Genomic DNA, 23778 nt, shown 5'->3' with positions numbered 1-23778 from the left:
GGCGCTATTTCCCGGCTTGGGCTTTCCCGGCCCTTGCTTGCGCCAGGTTATTCTTCAGCAATTCGTTTTTAGGGTTTATTTGCATCCCCTTCTCGCCGGTTTTTATCGCGTTGTCCCATTGGCCCAACGCATTGTAAGCCGCGCACATATTATTATAAGCAAGGTCATAATCCGGATTCTGCTCCAGCGCGCTCTCGCAGGCTACAATGCACAGGTCATACAATTTAAAGTTATAATAAGTCAAACTCTGATTTACATATTCTTCGGCCGTAGGCGGCTTTACCGGGTAAGTAAGGCCTGTTATATGATTTTCCGCCAGCGAAAGATTGTTTTTTGCCAAAACGTAATTAGGCTGAATGCTAAGCGCCTTTTTTAGCGGCTCCAAAGCCTGGTCAAATTGTTCCAGGGCTATATAGGCGCTGCCTATGTTGTTATAAGCCGCCGCATAATTTGGTTTAAGTTTGATGGCTTCCTGTGCAGCTGCTATACAAAGGCCGAACCGCGCATCCAGGTAATAGTCGAGGCTCAACTGTAAATATTTCTCGGGTGTAGGTGAAAGTTCAGCCTTTTCGGCCTCCAAGTCGGCCTTGTTTTTTTGTTTCGCGGCATCTTCGAGATAAGCCAGCGCTTCGGGGTTTCCGGGCTCAAGTTGTAGCGTGCCTTTTGCAAGCAATTTCAGATTGTCCCATTCCCCCAAAGCATCAAAAGTTTGCAGCAGGTATTGGTGGGTTTCCAAATCGCCTGCAGAAAGATTCAGTGACCTTTCCAGCTCAACTTCGGCCTCGCGGTAACGCCGCATATCATACAGGAACTTTCCATATAGTTTGTGATGAACCGCATATTGCGGGCCGAGAAGGATGCCCTGGATAAAATAACTTTCAGCATCCTTAAATTTACCCTGTTTATCCTTCAGCACGCCCATGTTTATATAAATGAAGGAATAGTTGGGCAGCAATTGCTGTGCGCGGTTAAAATAGTTTTCCGCTTCGGCATATTTCCCTTCCGATACCAGTATGTTGCCATAATTCATTAGTCCCCTTCCGTTCTTTGGGCTTTTGACGGTAACATTCAGCCATAGGCTTTCCTCGCTATGCCATACGTTATTTCGCTTCCATGTGCCATAGGCGCAAGTAACAAATATTGCCAGCACAGGTACCCAAAGCAGTTTCGCATTCTTTGCCAAAAACGACTCCTTGGCGGCCATTAATTTAAATACAAGCAAGCCTATTGCCCAGCTTACGCTTAACGTCAGACCAACGAACGGGAAAAACATACGGTGATCATTAAGCACTTCGCCAAGCGGGATGATACTTGACGTAGGCGCCAGAGCGATAAAAAACCACAGAATGCCAAAACTGATGGGCCTTAGTTTCGACGACCTTGAAGTGTAAAAAGCAATGCCGATCATTATCAAAAGAAACAGGCAGCCGGCAAAAAAGCGCCAGTCTTTAATACTGTCTAATACGCCCCAGTCGCTGTCGGCACTTAACCCTGTCGGCCAGAAAAACGTTATAAAATAATGCAGGATCACAAATGGCTGCGTAATAAGATATTGCAGCGGCGAATGGCCGCCCGGCTCCCAGGTTTTCGGCGTCATCCTGTCGACCAGCAGATACATCCCGCCGCACACGATAAATGCCGGCACCGATCTCCATATCGCCTTACCCAATTGTTTCAGGTGAACCCGTTTGAATATATCGGTGAGGCTCAGTTTCTCCTCGAACATCAGCACATAAAAGAAAAAGATCGGCGCAAACATTACTGCCGGTGGCTTGGCCAATACACCGATGGCGACAGGCAGCAGATAAATAAACGTCCTCCTGCAAAAAGGCGAGCGGGCATACAATACAAAACCGGCCAACACAGCGACGGTGGATTGGATGTCGGCCCGGGCTATAATATAATTCACGGTTTCGGCTATAGCGGGGTGCAGCAGGTACCAGGTGGTAGCGAACAACGCTACGTACATGATGTTGCTGTTTTGCGAGGACAGCCCGAAAAGCCTGTTAAAAAAAAAGATCATCAATATGCCCTGCAGCAGGAACAGGATGAAAGTTGATAAATGATAGAAAAACGGGTCGTATCCTTTACTCAGCCAGTAATCGATGGCCAGCGATGCAGTGGTAACCGGCCGGTACGATTGGTTTTGTGGTAAGATACTGCTGGTTGTGCCGTCTTTAAAAAACTTTGGGATATTTTGGATATGACGGATATTGGGATTGTCGTAAATCGAATGACTGTCGTCGAAATGAAAGCCGTTGTAGAAGTGGTTCGAATATACCGCAGTAACTGCCAGTATAATGAGTAAAATATAAAATAGCAGGGTGTTTCTTTTCACGGTATCCTTAAAGTATTATCGGTGCAAAAATTACTAACTTTTGAGGAGAATCGGCAAATAGTAATTATTAACACCTTCAAATTTAGCTGTTTTGCGTTCCGGTTTGTAAAATACTTGTTGTCCTGATGTTTTCCGGCCGCCGGGATAATTCTTCTGCCTACATTTACATTATGAAACGGACAGTTATTTTAAGCTTGTTTATGATGCTGGCAGCTTATTCAGCATCGGCGCAAATGACGATCGCCGCCAAAGACGCGACAAAACATATAGGCGAAACGGTGGTGATAACTGATAAGGTCTACGGAACAAAATTGTTTGATAATACGAATATGACCTTGCTCGACCTGGGCGGAAGCCACCCCAACCAATATCTTACGGTAGTAATAAACGGCGCCGACCGGGCTAAATTTAAAGACAAACCCGAAGAATATTACAAAGGAGCAACCGTTTCGGTTACGGGCAAAATCATCGATTATAAAGGCAAGCCCGAGATCATCATCACCGACCCCAAAGACCTCAAAAAAATCGAGCAAAAATAGCGGTCACCTGCAATACAAATGGCTGCACTTAGGCAGCCATTTTGCAAACCAACCATAAACTGTAACAACGGTAGAATAGTATCATTTTTTTACTACTGCACGGGCGACATACGCCTTGCTTAGGTTTTCTGCATTTATGCTCCTCAATTTCCGGTAGTCAGCATCGGATACGTTACGGTACAACACATATTCTTTACCGTTCCATCGCCATACCGGGAAGTTATTTCCCGGCCCGCCGATCAGCAGATCGGGGTAGCCTGCGTTTCCGGTTGCCAATACATCTGGTGTCACACCGGGAAAACCGAGCTCCTTGTGCCAATCGCCATAACTATCCCTGATAAAAAGCACCACGCTCGACCCGGCAAGACCCGAGGTATAACTGTTGCCGAAGGTCATAAACACCTCTTCCACACCGTCCTTGTTCATATCCGTCGGGTACACTTGAACATCAAATGGATAATCCGCCGCATCCGCCTCCAAAATAAATTGCTTTTTATCCTTCGATAACGGGAACGCCAGTAGTTTTGCAATGGCGTTTTTGTCTTTTATCGATAGCCTGGACCTTGCATTTTGGAACAATACTTTGGTTTCTTCATTCAATATGGTCGCCAGTTCTTTTTTCGATCTAGTGGTGATAACCGGTACAGGGAAATCCTTTACCTCGGCAGGGGCATTTGAATATGCACCACGCACCGTTTTCCCCGCACCAAGCTGTCCGTAATAGTTGCCTCCCCAGGCCCACACCCTTCCGTTGTTCATCAGGGCCACTGCATGGTTTTGGCTTACGGCCACGCTACTCCATCCGCCCGGCAGGTTAACTTTTTGCGGGGCCACAATATCCCCCTGGCCGCTAAGCTGGTTGTTACCCCATTGCCACAGGGATCCATCTGCTTTTATAGCTATCGTGTTCATGCTGCCATTAGCCAGCGTTACCCAATCATGGTCGGTACCAACCTGTGTCGGGCGGTCGATGCTTTTCACATTTCGGCCCAACCCCAGCTGAAATGAGCGGCTCACGCCCCAGGCCCATAAGGTGCCGTCTTTTTTTATGCCGAAGCTGCCAAAGCCGCGCCATCCGGTAAAAATCTTAACCCAATCTTTATCGGTCCCTATCTGTATGGGCGCCTGCTGTACTTGTGTTACGGTTGGGGCGCCCAGGCATCCGCCCGTGTTAACGCCCCAGGCCCAAAGGCTGCCGTCTTTTTTTAATGCTATGGTATAGGCATCGCCTGCAACCACCGTCGCCCAATCACGGTCACGGCCCATCTGGTAAGGGTGCCGGCAGGTGCTGTTTACAGTTGGGCCAACGCCCAGCCGGGCGTCAACATTATTGCCCCACACCCAAAGCGTACCATTCTCTTTCAGCGCCGCAGTGTGCCCGTCTGACGTTGATACCCAGGTCCAGTCGGTATCGCGCCCCAGCCTTGTCGGAAATTCGACCCTCGTTCCAAGTTGATCCAGGCCCATCTCACTGTCGTTCCCCCAGCCCCAGGCCCATAAGGTGCCATCTGTTTTTATGGCCAGCGTATGGTAACCTCCCATGGTCACCATTTTCCAGTCGTTATCCGTGGTGATCTGCACCGGGGTAAAATTCGATCCCGATTTGCCGACGCCCGACTGCCCGTAACTGTTGTCGCCCCACCCGTAAAGCACACCGTCTTTTAAAATGATGGAGCAATATTCCCCCGATGTCAAATTGCCCTGCGTTATGGGCAGATCGCCCGAAGCCACCTGACCGATGCCATCGTTTTGCGCGGTATTCGTTTGGGTACCTGTAGTTGCGGTCTGTTGTTTATTTTTCTTTTTGAACAGGTCAAGCAGCTTTATTGGTTTTGGCGGAGGAGGGGGTGGCGTCCTTTTTTGCTGGGCAAACAAGCTGCCACAGATCAAAATCAGCAGTACACCTGTGCTTATCTTTTTCATATCGAAACGTTTTGCCTGGTTATTATTATGCCAATACAGCCGGCGGAAGTGATACCTGCTCCTTAAACTCGCGGAGCTTTGGCCCGTTCCAGGTTACTGCCCACATCAGCAGGCCGAAGAGCAGCCCGAAAACACCCCCGGTTATGCTGCGGCCAAGTACCAGCCCCAGCAAAAACCCGCCGCCCAAAAAGTACCATATATTAAAGCGAAAAATCTTTTTCAGCGCCTTATCGTTATAAAAACTTTTTCGTGTAGTGTGATTAACAACCACAACGTATGGCCCCAGTTTTTTTCCTTTTTTTATCGCCCATACAACCGAGATCAGGTTAGTTTCGCGGCAAGCCACATTAAAATCCTGTAACTGGAAAGCATGTTCGGTACCGCTGTCTTCGGTCAAAAATATCTGGTCGTGTACCACGGTGGTCGAGGTGATGGTCACCGGCGCGGTTCCGCCGGTTCCGCGATAACTGTAGCCACCGCCGCCGCCGCCCTGGACCCTGGTTTCCATATTCTTCCCGGCCTCGTTTACTCTGCCGGTTACCGTGTAGACGTCGTACTTTCTTCCGCTGATTTCTAATTCCTTCATGATTGATTCGTTTGGTTATCAAATAGATCTATAGCGAACGGCCTACGTAAAATTCGCCGTCGGTAATATTTATAAAAGTTGTCGTAGTAGCCGATTTGAGAAGTTTCCCCGAAAATGTGCCTTTAAAATGGTCATCAGATATTTCGGTAATATTCAGCGTTACGTTAGTACCCGCTGCCGCCGGGCTGGCCAGGTAGGTCGAATTATCCTCGTCCTTGTAAATGAATGTTGTTTGAATAGTTGTGGTACCGCTAACGTTAATATATTTCCCGGTATAGGTAGTAGTCGTATTGAACGCTGCACCATCATTCAGCCCTATGGTTACTCCTGCAACCGGGTTTGACGTAAACTCGGCGCTTATTGACAATGCGTGAATAATGCCTGACACCACGCCCGAAATTGTCGTCGCATTGACTGTCATGGTCTTGGCAACGCCATTTACTTTTAGCTTGATATAAAAATCTTTGGTATCAACCTGCTTGTTTGTTTTATTACTGTCCTTTTTGCACGCAGTACACAATATCACCAGCGCGAAAACAGTCAGCAGTATTTGAATTATCTTTCTCATAAAAGCATGTTTTTAAACAAGATAGTTCAGGTACATACGCGCCTCAAGCTATATTGATTAAATGCACTATCTCATTTATTTTTCGCTGCGTAGGTGGATGTAAACTGATTTTGACGTATCTTTTGCTATGCGTTTGCCGGGGTTTCGTTTTTTGGTTATTTTCTGGCGGAGAGGATGGTTCTCACTGTCCCTGATCGCGCTGTGTCAAATGGTCTTCGCCCAGCAAAAACAGGCAGATAGTCTTCGCAAAATATTGGCCGTACATCAACAGAAAGACACCGCTTATATCGGCCTGCTGAACAGGCTTGCCGTCGCTTATGCACCATTTGATAACAAAACCGGTATGGACTATGCAAACCAGGCCATATCGGTATCAAAAGCACTCAACAACAGCCTCGCCCTTGCCAGGTCGTATATGACGCAGACCAGGGTATATGAATTCCGGTCGGAACCCAAAAACGCTATTATCCCGGCTTTGCTTGCGCTTGATCAATTTAACAAGGTTGATGATAAACCCGGGCTCATCAACTGTTACCTCAAACTTTCCACCAATTATTACAATACGGCCAACTATATAACCGCACTCGATTATGTCAACAAAGCATTACCATTAGCACAGCAAACAGGCGATAAAAAGCGGGTTGCAGCCTGTTATAATACGCTCGGTTCATGTTATACGCTTCTCGCCGACTATCCCAAGGCAAGCGGATTTTACTACAAAGAGTTAAAATTAGCTGATTCGTTGCAGGATAAGTCGATGATAGCCAAAACCACAGGCAACCTCGGCGTAGTGAATTATTACCTGAAAAATTATAGCGTCTCGTTAAAATATTATAACCGATGTTTAAAAGTGCTTGAAGAACTGGGCGATGAAATATGGGCGGGAGCGGCCCTAAGTAATATAGGCGCCGTATATCTCGATACGAAAGACTATCAAAATGCGATTGCTTATAATAAACGTGCACTTGCTATCAACCTGCGGCTTAAAAGTAAAAAGGGGGAGGCTAACGACCTGTCGGATATGGGCGTTGCCTATGGGCACCTGGGCAAATACACCGACGCGTTCGCCTGCCTTAACAGGGCAATCAGCCTTTATGATACCATCGGTTCAAAAAATAACTCATCCTCGACGCTGGGGCACCTGGCCGACCTTTACCTTTCCGCGTCCGATAACATCCTTCGCGCCCAAAAGGTTGAGCCTTCAAAGCGGCTGGATAAAGCATTGGAAGTGCAGATGAAGGCGGTAAAGCTGGCCCTTGAGATACGCGATCTGAATACCCAGGCCGACCAATGGAAAAAACTGAGCCGTATTTACGAGTTGCAAAAAAATTACAGTACCGCGCTTAGCAGTTACCGCAATTATGCTGAATTGACCGACAGCATACGGAACGATAAAAAACGTACAGAAATTACCCGCCTGAATATCCAATACGATTACGATAAGAAAGAAGCCGTTTTAAAAGCCGAGAACCAAAAGAAACAGGCCGAGCTTTCGCGGCAGAAAGTGATCAAAAATGCATCGATCATCATTGGCGTTATCCTGTTATTTTCTGCAGCCCTTTCCTTCGTTTTTTATTCGAGGCGAAAGGATGCCCGCGAGAAGCAAAAAGAGGCGGAATTAAAAGCGCAGGTTTCTGAAACCGAGATGAAGGTTTTAAGGGCACAACTGAACCCGCATTTTATATTTAATTCGCTTAATTCGATTGGCGATTATATTGCCCGGCACGACAAAGAAACAGCCGACCTTTACCTGGTGCGTTTTGCCAAATTAATGCGGATGATACTGGAAAACTCCGAACAGGAAACTATTAGCCTGGCCGACGATCTGAAAGCATTGGAGCTTTATATCCAGTTAGAAGCGTTGCGGCTGGGCAACAAATTTCTGTATTATATAGAAGTGGACGAAGATATCGACCCTGAACAAACCCTGGTGCCGCCGATGCTGCTACAGCCTTTTGTCGAAAACAGCATCTGGCATGGCATATCGCCTAAAAACGGCGATGGGGTTATCCATATCAAAGTTCAAAAAAGAGACGGGATGATAGAATATACGGTGCAGGATAACGGCGTGGGCCGTGTGCGGTCCGCTGAATTAAAAAAGAATAAAATACGCCAGGGCAGGCGTTCGTTTGGCATTAAAGTGATCCAGTCCAGGATCAATATGATCAATAAGACCAAGCAAACAAACGCCAAAGTTGAGTTGACCGATCTGGATGAAGGAACCAAAGTAAGTATTAAATTGCCGCACGATTTAAGGTTTTAACATGATCAGGGCGGTTATTATTGACGACGAAACGCATTGCACCCAACGCCTGGCAGGCCTGCTGGACAGGTACTGCAAACAATCCGTATGGGTAGCGGGCACTTTTGATAATGTGGATGATGCGGTTGCCGGCGTAGCCGCCCTTAAGCCCGAATTGGTATTTCTCGATATCCAATTGCACGAACAAACCGGCTTTGATCTTTTAGGGCGCCTTCCTCAAATAGATTTTGAAGTGATATTTACAACGGCCTATGATAATTATGCAATACAGGCATTCAAATTCAGCGCGGTGGATTACCTGCTAAAACCTATCGACCCGGACGACCTGTTACAAGCCATTGTCAGGCTGCAAAAAATATTAGATCAGCGTCAGTTGACAGAAAAGTTTAATACCCTGCTTCATAATCTTAAAACAACAGACAACACTTCCAAAAAGATCACGGTGGCAACAAACAAAGGGCTTCTTTTTTTGCAGGTAAGCGACATTACCCGCTGCCAGTCTGATGTAAATTATACCACCATCTATCTGAAAGATAAGCAGCAGATCATGGTGGCGAAAACATTAAAAGATTTTGAAGATATGCTGACAGATCACAATTTCTTCCGCATACATAACAGCCACCTCATTAACATGGATTGCATTAAGAGTTACCACAAAGGGAAAGGGGGCTACGTGACTTTGAATGACAATACAAGCCTTGAGGTATCGACCCGCCGCCGCGATTTATTCCTGAAAAAGGTTGAGGAAATGTAGTTTCATGGACCCCGTACTGCCTAACTTCAACAAAACCCGAATAGCCCCGACGCCCAGCGGATTCTTACACCTGGGTAATGTTTTGTCCTTTGCCATCACTGCGTCTGTCGCAGAAAAAACCGGTGCAAAAATACTATTGCGTATCGATGACCTCGACCGCGACAGAATGAATCCCAAATATGTTCAGGACATATTCGATATGCTCAATTTTCTCGAAATACCCTGGCACGAAGGTCCGCGTAATTTACAGGAGTTTGAATCTGAATATTCCCAATTGCACCGGATAGATATTTACCGCGAAGCGTTAAAAAAATTAGAGGAGAATGATTTGGTATTTGCCTGCACTTGTTCGCGCTCGCAGATCAGGGAAAACAATCCAAATGATATTTATCCCGGCATCTGTCGTGATAAAGCACTTTCGTTGAATACACCCGGCGCCTGCTGGCGGTTTAGAACAAATGATGATGCAGAACTATCGGTGAAAACGCTAAACGGCGTTGCAAAAGCAAGTCTGCCCGCAGATATGCATAATTTTGTAGTGCGAAAAAAAGATGGCTACCCTGCCTACCAGTTAGCCTCGGTCATAGACGACATACATTTTGGCATCGACCTGGTTGTCCGTGGGCAGGATCTTTGGTCATCAACACTGGCTCAGCTCTACCTGGCCAAAGAAATTGAGTCTTCGCAATTCCAAAAGATTGTTTTTCATCACCATCCATTGCTTACAGAAGCAGGAAAAAAGCTTTCAAAATCGGCAGGCGACACCTCGGTTAGCTATCTTCGCCGGCAGGGCAAAAAACCTGCAGATATCTTTGGAGAGATAGGCCGAATGGTGGGCTCAACTGATCATATAACCAGTTGGCGGCAACTTGGCGGGACGTTTTGGCACTAAAATTGGTCGGCTCATACCGCTAATTCGTCGGCACATCACAATATTTTTTTGCTGTGACGTTATTTTTTGGCAACAGTTTAAACCATTTGACACGTATCAGGTTTAATACAAAACATTTATGCGCAACACGTATACTGCTTCAAGATCCGGTCTTGCCCTATTATTGCTGCTCACAGTTGCTATTTTCTCCTGTAAAAAGGACAGTAGCAAACCCTCTACAACCAACACTACTGTTAACCCTGTGGTAATGGGTTTATATGAGTATGCAATTGATACCAACAAGCGGATTTTTATTCCGATCACTAAGATAGGCACTAACACCACAACCTATTACGGCATTTTCGACACCGGCTCTACCGGCATGACCATTGACGCGCACGACCTTATACCGGCATCGATGATAACCACAAATGGCATCCAATTCACCGGCGATTCGACGGTGGTGAACGGCATCACCATTACCTCCCAAACAGCTACCATAAGTTATGGCAACTCATTAAGCCTGACTAAAGAATATGGCAACCTGGCTTATGCTTCGGTCACCATAGGTAATTCTGACGGCAGTTTTACTGTAAAGCGGTTGCCGTTCTTCTTATATTACAAAATAGTTTCGGGTACCGGCACGGTATATCCGGCGCATTCGAATGACGTATTCGGGGTAGGGCCGGGTGTCAGCTACACCAACAGCAGCATAGCCAGCCCTTTGAGTTATTTTAATACCGGCAGCAACCTTACCAGCGGTTTCAAGCTTGCCACCTTAAGCATGGCTCAGTTCAACAGTAATGGCAATTATGTCTCGAGCCTGTTAACGGTTGGGCTTACTTCTTCCGATCTTAGTTCGGCAGGTTTTATCATGCATCCGCTATCCCCAATTAATCCCGGAGGATATTCACCTAATATACCGTCTACCATAACTTATGGCAGCAAAAGCGTTTCCGCCAATGTCTTGTTCGATACAGGGACGCCAGCCTTAACCATTATCGAGGATAAAACAGCGGTACGCACTATAGGCCAGCTGCCTGCCAATACAGTGGTTAAAGTAACTACCAACAAAGGTTTCGTTTATCAATACACCACTACCTCAACAGAAAACCTGACCGAGGTACAAAACCCCAATAACACCAACGATTTCAGGACCATTTTCAGCCTCAGCTTTTTTATTGAGAATGAGTACCTGACAGATTACAAAAATCACCAGATAGGCCTAAAGAATAATTGACCTTGCGGGTTGATACCGGTCTAATTTACACGCGCATTATTAACAAAAACTGACTTAACCGACGAATCGTCATCTATCTTGTCATAAAATTCATCAAGATATTTGATCATATCTTTTTTGGTATAAGGGTTAAGCAGGTTAAAGTTGTTAATGAGTGCGTAGATGTTTTCTTTTTGTTTTTTAAAATCATTCAGTACGTCGTGTAATTCATCCATTGTTCGCGGAAATCCCCGGTAGACCCTCTCCCTGACGGTTGAGGTGCCGAGGTGCTCATCGGGTGCTGCATAGTTGGTATTTACCAGTCCCGAAAAATCAAAATCATAAGGCACCGCATAAGAGCGCGAAAGCGAATCTGTTTTAGAGTGCAATATCTTGATGTTATGCTCAACCGGCACCGACCAATCCGTATTACCTATCATATATTCGAACACGGCAACCATGGTCATTTGCCTCCGGTCGGTTCTTTCGGTGGGAATTTTCCTGTCATTCCATTCTTCACAATCATTCCTCTTGGCCAGTTGCCTGGCATCCTCTATCAGGAATGCGTGCCGGGTCAATGGATTTTTTTTCCCTGCGCTGTCCAGATAGGTTAGGTTCAAAAGCCGCACTCTAAAACTTTTTTCGCAAAGCAGATTGTACATTTTGTAAATAAGAAACTCTTTAAGCAGATTTTGGTCATCCGCGTTGCTGGTCATGCAGGCACTTACCAGTTTTAGCGACTTTAATTGATAGAATGCGGCCGAGGGATCGTTTTTATAGATCAGTTTCAATGGCGGCAGGTAACAATGTTCGCGCCTGAAATGCCCCCGCACCTCTATCTGGATGGGATCGTGCACTTCCAGGTCTTCCATTTTGCAGATAAAGGTTGCGGGGAAGATAGCCCCTTCCTTTTCCTTATTTGATATCACCTTTTTGAAGTTGAAACTCAGGGTGCCGCTAAGTACCGAGGTGTCTGTAAAGAACTTTACTTTGTCGACAGGTTTTTGAGCTTTAACTGTTAAACATGCAAGGCAAAAAAACAACACGGCTGTAAAAATTCTATTCATCCTGCTAGTTTTATGGTATGTGATCAGTTTTATCAAAGCTATGTAAACCCGGCTCTATTTTGATACTTCCGGTATAACCTTCCCCACCGTACCGCTTGGCATCTGGATATGCAGTAACGAGGCAACAGTAGGCGCAATGTCTGTCATATAAACTTCCCTGCTCAACTGCCCCTGCTTTATACCCCATCCGTACCACAGCAGCGGTATATGCGCATCATACGGCCCCCAGGCGCCGTGCGTGGTGCCGCCATGTTCAAAATTTTCTATCCATTGAGGTTTAAAAATGATTTGAATATCTCCACTGCGCGGCGGATAATAACCGTTCGTCGCATCCCTTTTGATAGTCGCGTTTAACGTAGTCTCTGTCGTTTTATCCAGCGCAAACGCCCTGTAAATGGCCGTCTGTGCCGACAGGTAGTCTATAACTGCTTTGTTTACGGAATCTTTATTAAGGCCGAACCGCTTTATTTCCAGCCGGTTAAGATGCACCTGGTAATTAGATACATTGATCAGCAATTTATCCGAATGAAATTTCGCATTCAAAAGCTGGCCTATTTCATCGTTATACCCCCGGTCTATTGCATTGCCCGTAGGTATGGAGTGCTGACCAAGAAAAGCGGGAACATGAGCCCCTCCGTGGTCGGCGGTTAAAAATACCAGGTACTCGCCTTTTCCTACTTTCTGATCAAGGAAATCAAGAAAAGCGCCAAGGTCCTTGTCCAGCCGCAGGAAGTCATCCTCTGCCTCTACCGAGTTCGGCCCAAATGTATGCCCGATATAATCCGGTGTCGACAGGCTTATCGTAAGCATATCCGTTACAGAATCGGCGCCCATTTTTTCACCGTCGACCGCGGCTTTTGCCATGTCGAAGGTAAAGCTGTTGCCGTAAGGGGTTACATGCAGCATCCCGTAATTTTTGCCGGCAAATTGTTTCAGATCGTACGGAAATCCTTTTACGTCTTTCCCGAATGGCCGGTATTCATAAGGTTCGGCATCTGCGGTGCTTTGGGTGTAAGTATTCAGGGGGTAAAGCGTATTCCAGTTTTTGGCAAAATACTGGTCGGGCAGTTTTTTATTGTTGAGATCATCAACCCATTTCGGCAGCCCAATGGAATAATAAGACGATGATATCCAGTTGCCTGTGGCCTCGTCGAACCAAAAAGCGCCGTTGGCAGTATGCCCTGCCGGCAGTATAGCGGCACGGTCCTTCATTGCTATGCCTATTACTTTACTTTTGAAATTGGTGGCAAGGTGCAGTTCATCGCCTATTGTAGTTACCAGCAGGTTATGCGGGCTCATCTGGCCGGCTGCGCCTTTACCGCCCACAGTGGTAACCTGTTCATCTTCAGTACAGTAAACCTGTTTGTTCAGGTCATAATCATACCATTCATTACCCGTAATACCGTTTATGGCGGGCACCGTTCCGGTGTAAATACTGGTATGCCCGCAAGCAGTTACTGTAGGGATATACGGTATAATAGCATTTTCGCAGGAAAAGCCATTGAGCAAAAGCCGTTTGAACCCGCCGTCGTTTTGGTAGCGGTTATAATAGCGGTACAGGTAATCCCAGCGCATCTGGTCAACCACAATACCGACAACCAGTTTTGGTCTGCGGATGCCTTGCTGGGTTAAAGCAGGGCTATTATCGTTGCTTTGAGCAACCGCCTGTAATAACAGGACACTAAATAAAAATGTAAAAAGGAACCTCGCCATAAAATTGAAGAACTGAATGTAAGAAAATTCTTAAAAATGTTAGCCGGGAAAAACAATATATTTGGTTCGCTTCAAACCGAAAAAGATGAGCATGCCGGAAGAAAATATACCACCCGAAGGAAACATAAACGATTTAACGGGTAACAAACCCGTCGGGCCAAAAGATCCGAAAAGCGTATATGTACATCATTTGAAGAAGAAAAAGCATCACCTGCAGGGGGTGCAAACTATGTTCAAATCGTCGTCGGCCAACCATCAGCGGCTCAGTGTAATGGCTGATAACAAGGCTTTTATTATGATATCGGTTAATTCCATTATCATCACCGTGGCTATAGGTTTGCTCATCAGTAAATTTTCGGTAAACCCGCGCCTGGTGGCTCCAACGGTTCTGTTGCTTATTATAAGTGTAATAACCATTATTTATTCGGTACTGGCAACGCGGCCCAATATCCCGAAAGGCACCTTTACCCGTGAACAGGTGGAGCAGAAAAAGGTTAACCTTTTATTCTTTGGCAGCTATTATAGAATGGACCTGAAGGAATTTGAATATGGCATCACCCAAATGATGGACGACAGCGATTTCCTTTACGGTAGTTTTATAAAAGATATTTACTGGCAGGGACGCGTTTTGGGGCGAAAATTCCGTTTGTTGCGCATTGCTTACGATATATTTATGTACGGCATAGCGCTTTCTGTTGCAGCTTATCTTTTTGCGGCGCTGATATAGGTTTTATTAGTGGTGCTTTTTTTTCTTGTGGTGATGTTTCTTTTCGTCCTTATCAAGCACCAACTTTTCCGAGCCGCCCTGCCCACGCCGTTCCAGGTCGTCGTATAACCCCTCGTCAGACAAGTCGAGCGTGTGCGAATTCTCCCAGTCGTGATGGGCTATTTTCTGCAGCCGTTCTATCACCTCGGCATCATGTACTTCAATAGCCAACTCCCTCCTATGATCGAAACTTCCCGGCGCAAGATTTATCGATCCCACTACCGCCCTGCAGCCGTCTGCTAAAAGCATTTTACCATGCAATTTCAAATGCTTTAGTTTATGGATTTTGATACCTACATCATCCATAATGCGCAGCCCCCCAACACCCTCTACAAGCTTGTCCTTTTTCAGCGTATGTGGGGGAGCAGCCATCACATGCACTTTCACACCCCGGCTTGCCGCGCGTACTATCCGTTCGATGATCACCAGGTCCTGGAAACGTTCGTTCTGAATAAAAAGCGTGTGTTTGGCCTGGTCGATAAAATGAGCTATCCGCGCGCGACCGTTCAGGCTGCACCATATCAACCTCGCTTCTTCTCCGGGATCAAATTCTTTGCGGTGCCAGTCGGCATCAAAACACAGTATGATCTCTTCTACCTCGTTAGGGTGCGAAGTAATGATGGCATAATCCCTGGTTTCGGTAAGGTTTTTGGTTTCCCAGTTCAGTGATTTTACAAAGGCCAGCCTGCCGTCCACCACCATCGATTTTTCGTGGGTGATGATAAAGCTCGGGTTGGTGTCGCGTACGGTTATGCCTGCCGCCTGGAGTCGGGCGTGGGTTTCCTCGTTCTCATCTTCGCCGTTCCTGCGGGCGGGGTTCAGCATTACCTTTACTTTTACGCCGCGCTGCCTGGCAGCTATCACCGCATCGATCAGTTCAGGATCCGAAAACAGGAACATTTTTACCAGGATAGATTTTGTGGCGCTATTGATAGCATCGATAATAGGCTTTACCGTATCATCCGGGAAAACGATAATGGAACGCTGAAACATGGCCTGGTTAGATGTATTCCGTTAAAAACGTGAAACTACAAAATAATTTTGTGAAGCGGATGCTTCGAGCTTGATTGGTTGTTGTACAGCCCGGCGTATATCTGTCCAAGTTCTATCAGCTCATCGTGAGTGCCTTCCTCGGCTATCACACCATCGTGCAGTACAATGATCTTGTCCGAATCGGCTATGGTGCTCAGCCGGTGGGCGATGGTGATGACCGTGCGCCCCTGCATCAATTGTTCTAATGCCTCCATCACTATCTTTTCGGCCTCGGTATCCAGCGCGGCTGTCGGTTCGTCTAAAACAAGGATGGGCGAATTCCGCACCACTGCCCTCGCGATCCCAATACGCTGCCGTTGCCCGCCTGAAAGTGTTACGCCGCGTTCGCCAACCATCGTATCGTAGCCATGCGGCATGTGTCTGATAAACTCGTGCGCGTTTGCCAGTTTAGCAGCTTCTATAATTTCTTCCTCCGTAGCCTCCGGCCGGCCGTAAGCAATGTTGTCCCGAACGGAGCCATAGAAGAGTACCGTATCCTGTAAAACAAAAGCGATCTGCGAACGAAGCCCGTCGATACTGAACCGGGTAATATCCTTTCCATCGATATATACATGCCCGCCGGTGGTGTCGTAAAACCGGGCGATCAGGCTTAATATAGTCGACTTTCCACTGCCCGTCGGTCCGCAAATGCCTACTCTTTGCCCGCTTTCAATATGCAGGTCGATTCCTTTTAAAACTGGTTCTTCGGTATTATAAGCAAACGAGACCTTGTCAAAAACGATGTCGCCCGTTAGCCTGCCCGGGTCCTCGGCACCGGGAAGGTCAGCAATAAGAATTTCAGTATCTAAGATCGATTGTATCCGTTCCAGCGCAACAGTTGCCTGGGCTATGGTGCTGGTCATTTTCGCCAGGTCCTGCACAGGTGAAAAAAATTTGTTCATGTACCACAGGAAAACAGTGAGCGAACCTACGGTCATTGCACCTTTCAGCACCAGGTCGGTTCCCTGCCATAAAACCATCGCTGTGCAGGCGGCTACGATCAGCGTGATAACCGGGTTCAGTACCGATTTAACACGCCTTGCTTTTAACGCCGCGCCAACGGTTTCCATGCTCACTTTTTTCAGCTTATTTTCCTCCAGCTCCTGCCGCCCGAAAGCATTTACCGCGCGTATCGATTCCAGCCCCTGCTGCATCACCGTCAGCATATTGCTTTGATCAACGCGCACTTCGTGCGTGGCCTTTTTCATCACCTTCTTAAAACGCGAAACGAAGAACAGCAGGAAAGGTGTAATGCAGATGGCTAATAAAGTGAACCCGGCATTCAGGTAAAACATAATGCCGAGCATTCCAATGATGGTAAGAAAATCGACAGTGATGCTCATCATGGTAGCCGAGGCAAAGTCCTGTATAGTGGATACATCACTGGTAATAACACTTAGTAATTTGCCGGTTTGATGCGTGTCGTAATAAGCCAGCGACAGGCGTTGCAGATGATGATAAATACGCCTCCGCAAGTCGTTCGAAACGTATTGGGCAATACTTTCGGTAAAATAGCTGTTGAGGTACCCTGCTAAAGCACCAATAGCGGCCATAACGATGAGGCTGATCGCTGCCACTGCGGCAAACTGCATCTTGTTTTCACCGTGGAAAACCCTTTCCATCCAACTGAGCCAATCAGGTAGTTTATGGTGCCCGATGACGTTATCGATCAGTATCTTCAATGGCCAGGGCGTAGCCAGGCTCATCAGTGTCTCCAGCATCATTGCCGCAAAAATGATGGCCATCCATTTTTTATAGGGCCGCACCAGCGTCCAAACCAGCTTCGCCAGGCTTTTGGAAGGCAGCGCCTTCACTTTTTCCGATGGGCTGTCTGTATTTGGGACGTCAAATTTCATGCAGGATTACTTGTATCGCTTGGGTTGTTTACCCAAAGATAGAAAATACGGGGGCTTTGGCAATATCACCGGTAACAGCCGCCCGGCTATTGATAAACGTAAGGTCGTTTGGCAGGCTCCTGGTAATTATATTTCGGATCATCCAGTACCAATACCCAATCGTTTCCTAATCCGGTAGTTGGCGGTGTGAATTCCATTTTATCCTGCCGGGTTATCAATTGTGCTGTTTTTACATTGCCCGTTTTGGGGTCGAACCACGAAGCCACTATCTTGGCGTTTTTAATAGCACGGGTATCCACCGCTATCTTTTTACCGATGGGCAAATAAACCATCACGTACCTCCCCAAACTATCGCTGAAAGCACAGGCATGTTCACCCTTTTTGCCTTGCCCAGATAAAATGAGGCCGTCATCCGGCACACGCTGAAGCAATGGTCTCGACCGCATGAGTTTGACCAGGTAACCCGACTGAGACGCTCCGGGCCTGTCAACGGCTTCCGTCCAATACATTTTGGCATGGTTTATCACTTCCTCGCGCCGATTATAAAACTGCCATACGCTATGGTGCCCATACGTAACCCCTGCCGCTCCCGCGAAAACAGAGCGGTACAATTGTTTGCGAACATCATAGGCATCATAATACCCCGTCGCCGGGTCCCATTTTGGCCAGGGATTTACAGGGTGGTCCTCGTAATTGGGTTCGGCATCTATTACGGGTTTATGCGGCAGAAGTTTATAGTCCCGGCCTATCAGGTCCCAGGTCGCTACATCATGCCCGCCGCCATGGCCCGATTGTATCATGTTCATATCCAGCCACGGTTCGGTATGAATATATTGCGATGTAGAATAAGGGCCTCCCGAAGGATGGTAAGTGATGAAAGCTTTGTGGTCCGTAGCATCCAATACCCCGTTTGCCATGGCTGTCCATATCGGCCGCCAATCATTAGTGTCCTGTTTGGCGGGCCGGTCGCCTCCCAATATCCATAAAACATTGGGTGAATTTTTATACCGGCTGGCTATCCAGTAGCCATATTTATAAGCATTGTCCTTATTAAAAACTACCGGCCCCGCTCCCCAGGCAAGCGTAACTTTATCACCCCAGGTTGGTAGCAGGCCGATGTACAGACCTCGCCTTTCGGCCATTTTAACCACGGTATCAACCAGTTCGAAATATTTCTCATTCGGCTTAAGCGGGTCGTTGCCGATCAAAGGCACATCACCATATTGGTTGGGCTTGGTTAAGCCATCAAATTCTGCTAGTGCCACAGCCTGTATCACATTGAAGCCTTTTTGCTGACGATTTTTCAAATAGGTATCTATCTCTTCGATCTTCAGCCGGTGGAAAAGTTCCCAGGCGGTGTCACCCAGCCAAAAGAAGGGCTGCCCGTCCTCGTATTGTAAATAATGTCCGTTAGGGGAAACTATGACCCGGCCATGTTTGAAAACGTCCTGTGCTTTAGCGAATTGTAATATCAGCAGTAACAAACAGAACAGGAATAGCTTTTTCATTTCTTATTTCGACGATCAGTTCACCAGCACCTCATCCACAAACACCCATGATGGTTTGCCTTTTGCGGGGTGCCAGTCGGGCAGTTTATATATTGGTTTAGCTATTACTTTGATGCAGCTTATCGGTCCGGTTTCCTTCAGTTTACAGTTGAGGCCAAGCACTATGTTCGGATCATTTTTTTTCTGCAAGCCGGGTTTCAGGCCGCCTATCAGTTTCAGGTGCTGCTCGTCTGCACCGCCCCAAACCTGTATTTCGTTGGGCAAAAATATCTGGCTGCCTATTACTTTCAGGCAATTGAGCGTCAGGGTGCCCGGTTTTATCGGGGCGTTAAAATAAAGTAAAAACTCCATATCCTGCTGCGAACCCAGCCATTTGTTGTTACCGAAATTCATCCCGCCAAGCTCGCCATCTATCAGGGTTTTTGCGCCATCAGCCTGGTAACGCTCATTTACTGGCTTTAAAAGCCTCGCACTATCGGGCCAATAGGTGTTTTTAAAGAACGAATAATTAACCACATCGCTTCCAAACCAGCCTGTTTTGTAAGCTTTGGCTTTGATCATTGTATTATCGCTGATGACAATTCCCGGCTTGTATAAAGCGGACTTAATGCTATCGGGATCGGTGCCATCAGTCGTATACCGGATATCGACACCTTTTATCGGGTTGGTGATAACCAGCGTAACTGGCTTTCTCAACACAAAGGCAGTATTCTTAACCTGCGGCGGTATCAGCTTCATCGCTTTGCCGTCATCTTTAAACCCTTCGATAAAGGTGATACCCTTATTAGATTTTTGCAGCGAAGCAATCTCCTCCGGCTTTAGTCCCGAGTCCCACAGCGCTATCTCTTTCAGGCTTTTGAATGAACCGAGATTGCTCAAAGCCTTTGGGGTTAATTTTGTCCCTGCCAGCGATAGCGAACGGAGGTACTTCAGCGATGCCAGATCTTTCAGGTTCGCGCCGGTAATATCCGAAAAGTTAAGATTCAGCGTTCTCAGGTTCTCAAACCCGGCAATGGTTTTCAGGTCGGCATCCTTAACCGGCATTTTATTCAGGTTGAGCGATACAACCTGTTTTTTGACCGGGCTGAGTTCTTCCAGCACTTTGGGGGTGTATTTAGCTTTGTTGTAAATATCCACCGCCAAAGCAGGCGAGCCTTCTGACAGCTGGTAAATGCCCCGGTAATTATTATTCAGTTTTTTTATTGTTTTTTCATCTGCTGCCGCGAAATCAAACTTCTCGTCGGTAGCCTCGGCAGGTTTTAGGAATGGCATGGAAGCTATTCTTAATGAGTCGGTCAATGGCAGGTCAGTCACTTTCTTTCTAAAGTCAGCATTCTCCTTCACCCATTGAAAAAGCACCACCATTTCGGCGGCTGTCAATTGCGGCTTGCCTGCCGGCGGCATGTGTTTTTTCTCTTCTTCGGGCAGGTGAATGCGCTGTAGCAATAAACTTATCTGCGGCTGACCTGGCACGATCAGCTTCCCATCCTTGCCGCCTTTGAGTATTGATTTTTCGTCGGTTAGCATTAGCCCGCCTTTCAATTTACTTTCATTGTGGCATCCGATGCACTTGCTTTCAAAGATGGGCTGCACCACATCGCGGTAAACCAGCGCCTGATCTACAGGCACCAAATCGCGACCGCCCTTCATCACCGGCGCCAGGATAAAATTATCGCCATGCGTAACATCGGCGCCAAAATGCCCCCCTACCAGCAGGAAAAGCACCATCACCACCGATGCCTTTTTTGCCATGGGCGAATCATACCAGTTATCGCTCCGGAAAATATAGATCAGTGAAGCAATAAACACGATACTTACCCCGAACCAACGGTGCCATTCGATATCGACACCCTGATAACCGGGTTCTCTCGATAGAAATAAACCCATAATAGCCGTCAACGCCGAAAGTAATGCGCCTGTAAGCCATAGTAAAGTGGTAAAGTCCTGGTAAAATTTCTCGGCAGCAAAGCTCTGTCTGAAACGGAAAAATTCCATCATCGCAGCCAGTATCAATATCACAATCGGGAAATGCAATATAAGCGGGTGCACGCGCCCCGCAGGCTGTAACCAGCGTGGTATGGTTAAATGATCGCCCGCCAGCAGCAGCACGATGATGAAAATATTAAGGGCAAATAAAGTATTATCTGCAAAAGCTTTATGCCGGCTTTTGATCATCTATTAAACGCGCGTAAATTTATACGGATATACTTTGCCCGACGCCCATTGCGCCACGTAAAGGTTCTCATCATCATCCACACATACATCGTGCGGGTTCAGGAATATTTTTTCCGCTTGCGACATGGGCTGCAATATGCCATCCTTATAAACAGGCTCAGAGCCGCCCAAATTGGATACTACTTTATTGTTTTTATCCAGTATTGTGGTAAAGCCCGAATTTTCATGGCCCAAATCCGGCGACCGCAGTACAGCAGCGTACAAATGCTCGCCTTTAATAACCGGCCGGCATACACAAGCGCCGGGCAGTTTTATCACTTCTATCAGTTTACCATCCATACTAAACCGCTTGAAGCAGTTCCGGGTGCGGTCTGTGATCAGTAAGGTTGGGGTTGCCTGGCGGCGATCTATCACAATCCCGTGCGCATTGTCAAGGTGTTCATCGCCTTCACCCCTTCCGCCGAAAAAATTCAACAACTTGCCGGTTTTATCATAATGCGTGATGTATTGCGCGCCATAACCATCGGCAATATAAAAATCGCCGTTCGTATCCACGGTAGTTTCGGTTGGCACAAATTCTTTGGCTTCTTTATATACTCCGGTTTCCAGCGGCACATCAATGGTCATCAGTATCTTCCCGTCAATGGTGGTTTTATAAACCTGGTGTTTCACCGTGTCGGTGATAAATAATACCTCAGCTCCATTCTCATCGAACCGGGTGAACCCATGCGCGCCGGGAAACTCGTGCCCCCAGGTATCCAATAATTTTCCCGACTTATCAAAGATGAGCACATTGTTTTTGGTCTCGTTGGTCAGCAGCATGATGCGGCCTTTTTTGTCCTGCACAAACTCGTGACAATCATTCACCGGGTTTATGTTCGGGTCGGCTTTGCTCCATTTGGTATTCATACGATAACGCATGTTACCATGTCCATAAATTGGCCCGTCATCCTTAGCCAGCATATCCTTTGCGATAAAAAACGATGCTGAAACTAATGCTGTCTGCTTTATAAAATTTCTTCTTTCCATGTTTATTCAATTAACATCCCTGCACTTTTTGCCTCACCCCAGCCCTCTCCAGGGGAGATGGGAAATATATTTTAAAGTCCTCTCCAATGGAGAGGATTCAGGCGAGGCCTACGAAATAATATCCCTTACCACATTCCCGGCTACGTCCGTTAGCCGGTAGCGCCGGCCCAGGCTTTTAAAAGTAAGTTTGGTATGGTCGATACCCATCTGGTTCAAAACTGTCGCGTGAAAATCGTGTACATGTACCGGGTTCTGCGTAATGTTATAACCAAAATCGTCGGTTTCGCCATAAACCATTCCCGGTGTAATGCCGCCGCCTGCCATCCATACGCAGAAGCAGCGGGGGTGATGGTCGCGACCATAATTTGCTTTCTCCAACTTGCCCTGGCTATAATTGGTACGACCAAATTCTCCGCCCCATATTACCAAAGTCTCATCAAGCAGGCCACGTTGTTTCAGGTCGGTTACCAATGCTGCCGATGCCTGGTCCACATCCTTTGCCTGTCCCGCCATTTCCATCGGCAGATTAGTGTGCTGGTCCCATCCCTGGTGATACAATTGTACAAACCTAACCCCGTTTTCAGACAGCTTTCGCGCCAGCAAACAATTGGCGGCATAAGTGCCCGGCACCAGGCATTCGGGCCCATATAATTTTACAATATCATCCGACTCTTTCGACACATCCATAATATCAGGCACGGCAGTTTGCATGCGGTAGGCCATTTCATATTGCTGCACTTTGGCCGTTATCTCGGGATCATGAAATTCATTTGCCGAAAGATCATTCAACTCAGCCAGTTTATCCAGCATTTTCCGGCGTTCGTTCCGGTCAAGCCCGTCTGGGTTATTCAGGTATAATACCGGGTTCTCACTGCTGCTGAACAACACACCCTGGTGTATCGAATCCAGAAATCCGTTACTCCACAACTTGGAGTAAACACCCTGCCCGTTGCCTTTACCTTTTGAAAGTAACACGGTAAAGGCCGGCAAATTTTTATTCTCGCTGCCCAGTCCGTAGCTTACCCATGAACCCATGCTCGGACGGTTGCCCTGTTGCGCACCTGTCTGGAAGAACGTGAGTGCAGGATCATGGTTTATAGCTTCGGTATAGATGGATTTAATGATACAAATATCATCCGCTATACTGCCGATATGGGGGAACAGGTCGCTCACCCATGCCCCGTGGCGGCCATATTGTTTAAAGTCATAATAAGAACCGGCTAATGGAAACGATTTTTGATTGGCCGTCATCCCGGTCAGTATCTGGCCGCCGCGAATTGAGGCGGGCAGTTCCTGCCCCATCATTTCGCGCAGCTTTGGCTTGTAATCGAACGACTCCAGCTGCGATGGTGCACCATCCTGGAACAGGTAAATTATCCTTTTTGCTTTGGGTGCAAAATTGGGTATGCCAGGGATAAAATCGGCCCCGCTATCACCACTAAGACCAGAAAAAAGGTCGGGTATTAGCAATGACCCCAAAGCAGCGCTCCCTATGCCCAGGCTCAGCCTCGACAAAAACTTGCGCCTGTTCAGGTGCAGGCCATGCTCTAAAAATTCCTTCTCCATCGCCA

At 47.1% G+C, this 23778-nt stretch carries 18 protein-coding genes; 6 read left to right on the top strand and 12 right to left on the bottom strand.

The window, feature by feature from the left end; genetic code table 11:
• Positions 1 to 4 precede the first annotated feature (4 nt).
• Positions 5 to 2338: a tetratricopeptide repeat protein gene (locus tag VL525_RS07210; RefSeq protein WP_325384867.1), complete on the bottom strand. Its 2334-nt coding sequence runs from the start codon at positions 2336 to 2338 to the stop codon at positions 5 to 7.
• 170 nt (positions 2339 to 2508) lie between these two features.
• Between VL525_RS07210 and VL525_RS07205 the strand changes: the two genes are divergently transcribed.
• Positions 2509 to 2877 carry a hypothetical protein gene (locus VL525_RS07205; protein WP_325384865.1) on the top strand — a complete coding sequence of 123 codons (369 nt, stop codon included), beginning with the start codon at positions 2509 to 2511 and terminating at the stop codon, positions 2875 to 2877.
• An 81-nt stretch (positions 2878 to 2958) separates the two neighbouring features.
• Here VL525_RS07205 and VL525_RS07200 read toward each other — a convergent pair whose 3' ends face one another.
• Genes VL525_RS07200 through VL525_RS07190 form a run of 3 tightly spaced genes read right to left on the bottom strand, consistent with a single transcriptional unit; the run spans position 2959 to position 5954 of the window.
• A complete protein-coding gene (locus VL525_RS07200) occupies positions 2959 to 4800 on the bottom strand; it encodes a hypothetical protein (protein ID WP_325384863.1) in 1842 nt (613 codons plus the stop codon).
• Between the two features lie 25 nt (positions 4801 to 4825).
• Positions 4826 to 5386, bottom strand: coding sequence for a hypothetical protein (locus VL525_RS07195; RefSeq protein WP_325384861.1), 561 nt, complete (start codon positions 5384 to 5386; stop codon positions 4826 to 4828).
• Positions 5387 to 5414: 28 nt separating this feature from the next.
• The gene (locus VL525_RS07190) at positions 5415 to 5954 is read right to left on the bottom strand and encodes a hypothetical protein (RefSeq protein WP_325384859.1); all 540 of its coding nucleotides are present in this window, start codon (positions 5952 to 5954) and stop codon (positions 5415 to 5417) included.
• 208 nt (positions 5955 to 6162) lie between these two features.
• On the opposite strand from VL525_RS07190, the gene VL525_RS07185 reads away from it, so the two are divergent.
• The 4 genes from VL525_RS07185 (at position 6163) to VL525_RS07170 (ending at position 11082) form a co-directional block, all read left to right on the top strand.
• A complete protein-coding gene (locus VL525_RS07185) occupies positions 6163 to 8217 on the top strand; it encodes a tetratricopeptide repeat-containing sensor histidine kinase (RefSeq protein WP_325384857.1) in 2055 nt (684 codons plus the stop codon).
• 1 nt (position 8218) lies between these two features.
• Positions 8219 to 8971, top strand: a complete 753-nt coding sequence (locus tag VL525_RS07180; RefSeq protein ID WP_325384855.1) for a LytTR family DNA-binding domain-containing protein — start codon at positions 8219 to 8221, stop codon at positions 8969 to 8971.
• A 4-nt stretch (positions 8972 to 8975) separates the two neighbouring features.
• The gene (locus VL525_RS07175) at positions 8976 to 9863 is read left to right on the top strand and encodes a glutamate--tRNA ligase family protein (RefSeq protein ID WP_325384853.1); all 888 of its coding nucleotides are present in this window, start codon (positions 8976 to 8978) and stop codon (positions 9861 to 9863) included.
• A 118-nt stretch (positions 9864 to 9981) separates the two neighbouring features.
• Positions 9982 to 11082: a hypothetical protein gene (locus VL525_RS07170; protein WP_325384851.1), complete on the top strand. Its 1101-nt coding sequence runs from the start codon at positions 9982 to 9984 to the stop codon at positions 11080 to 11082.
• A gap of 20 nt (positions 11083 to 11102) precedes the next feature.
• On the opposite strand, the gene VL525_RS07165 is transcribed toward VL525_RS07170, so the two are convergent.
• Positions 11103 to 12128 carry a hypothetical protein gene (locus tag VL525_RS07165; RefSeq protein WP_325384849.1) on the bottom strand — a complete coding sequence of 342 codons (1026 nt, stop codon included), beginning with the start codon at positions 12126 to 12128 and terminating at the stop codon, positions 11103 to 11105.
• A 54-nt stretch (positions 12129 to 12182) separates the two neighbouring features.
• Positions 12183 to 13841, bottom strand: coding sequence for an alkaline phosphatase PafA (pafA, locus tag VL525_RS07160; RefSeq protein ID WP_325384847.1), 1659 nt, complete (start codon positions 13839 to 13841; stop codon positions 12183 to 12185).
• An 85-nt stretch (positions 13842 to 13926) separates the two neighbouring features.
• Here pafA and VL525_RS07155 point away from each other — a divergent pair, with 85 nt between their 5' ends.
• Positions 13927 to 14568 carry a Pycsar system effector family protein gene (locus tag VL525_RS07155; protein WP_325384845.1) on the top strand — a complete coding sequence of 214 codons (642 nt, stop codon included), beginning with the start codon at positions 13927 to 13929 and terminating at the stop codon, positions 14566 to 14568.
• 6 nt (positions 14569 to 14574) lie between these two features.
• Here the strand turns inward: VL525_RS07155 and VL525_RS07150 are convergent, their stop codons facing one another.
• The 6 genes from VL525_RS07150 to VL525_RS07125 form a co-directional block, all read right to left on the bottom strand.
• Positions 14575 to 15600: a phospholipase D-like domain-containing protein gene (locus VL525_RS07150; RefSeq protein WP_325384843.1), complete on the bottom strand. Its 1026-nt coding sequence runs from the start codon at positions 15598 to 15600 to the stop codon at positions 14575 to 14577.
• 35 nt (positions 15601 to 15635) lie between these two features.
• Complete coding sequence (locus VL525_RS07145) at positions 15636 to 17495, bottom strand: ABC transporter ATP-binding protein (protein ID WP_325384841.1); 1860 nt, start codon at positions 17493 to 17495, stop codon at positions 15636 to 15638.
• A gap of 86 nt (positions 17496 to 17581) precedes the next feature.
• Positions 17582 to 19003, bottom strand: a complete 1422-nt coding sequence (locus tag VL525_RS07140) for a glycoside hydrolase family 140 protein (RefSeq protein WP_325384839.1) — start codon at positions 19001 to 19003, stop codon at positions 17582 to 17584.
• A gap of 15 nt (positions 19004 to 19018) precedes the next feature.
• Positions 19019 to 21178 (bottom strand): FN3 associated domain-containing protein, encoded by a 2160-nt coding sequence (locus VL525_RS07135; RefSeq protein WP_325384837.1) that lies wholly within the window; start codon positions 21176 to 21178, stop codon positions 19019 to 19021.
• A gap of 3 nt (positions 21179 to 21181) precedes the next feature.
• On the bottom strand, positions 21182 to 22207 hold the full coding sequence (locus VL525_RS07130) for a hypothetical protein (protein WP_325384835.1): 1026 nt from the start codon (positions 22205 to 22207) through the stop codon (positions 21182 to 21184).
• 108 nt (positions 22208 to 22315) lie between these two features.
• Positions 22316 to 23773, bottom strand: coding sequence for a DUF1501 domain-containing protein (locus tag VL525_RS07125; protein ID WP_325384833.1), 1458 nt, complete (start codon positions 23771 to 23773; stop codon positions 22316 to 22318).
• Positions 23774 to 23778 lie beyond the last annotated feature (5 nt).

The organism is Mucilaginibacter sp., assembly GCF_035492695.1.
Classification (GTDB): Bacteria; Bacteroidota; Bacteroidia; order Sphingobacteriales; family Sphingobacteriaceae; genus Mucilaginibacter.
Note: the sequence above shows the minus strand (reverse complement) of the source record. Positions and strands in the feature narration are given on the sequence as shown.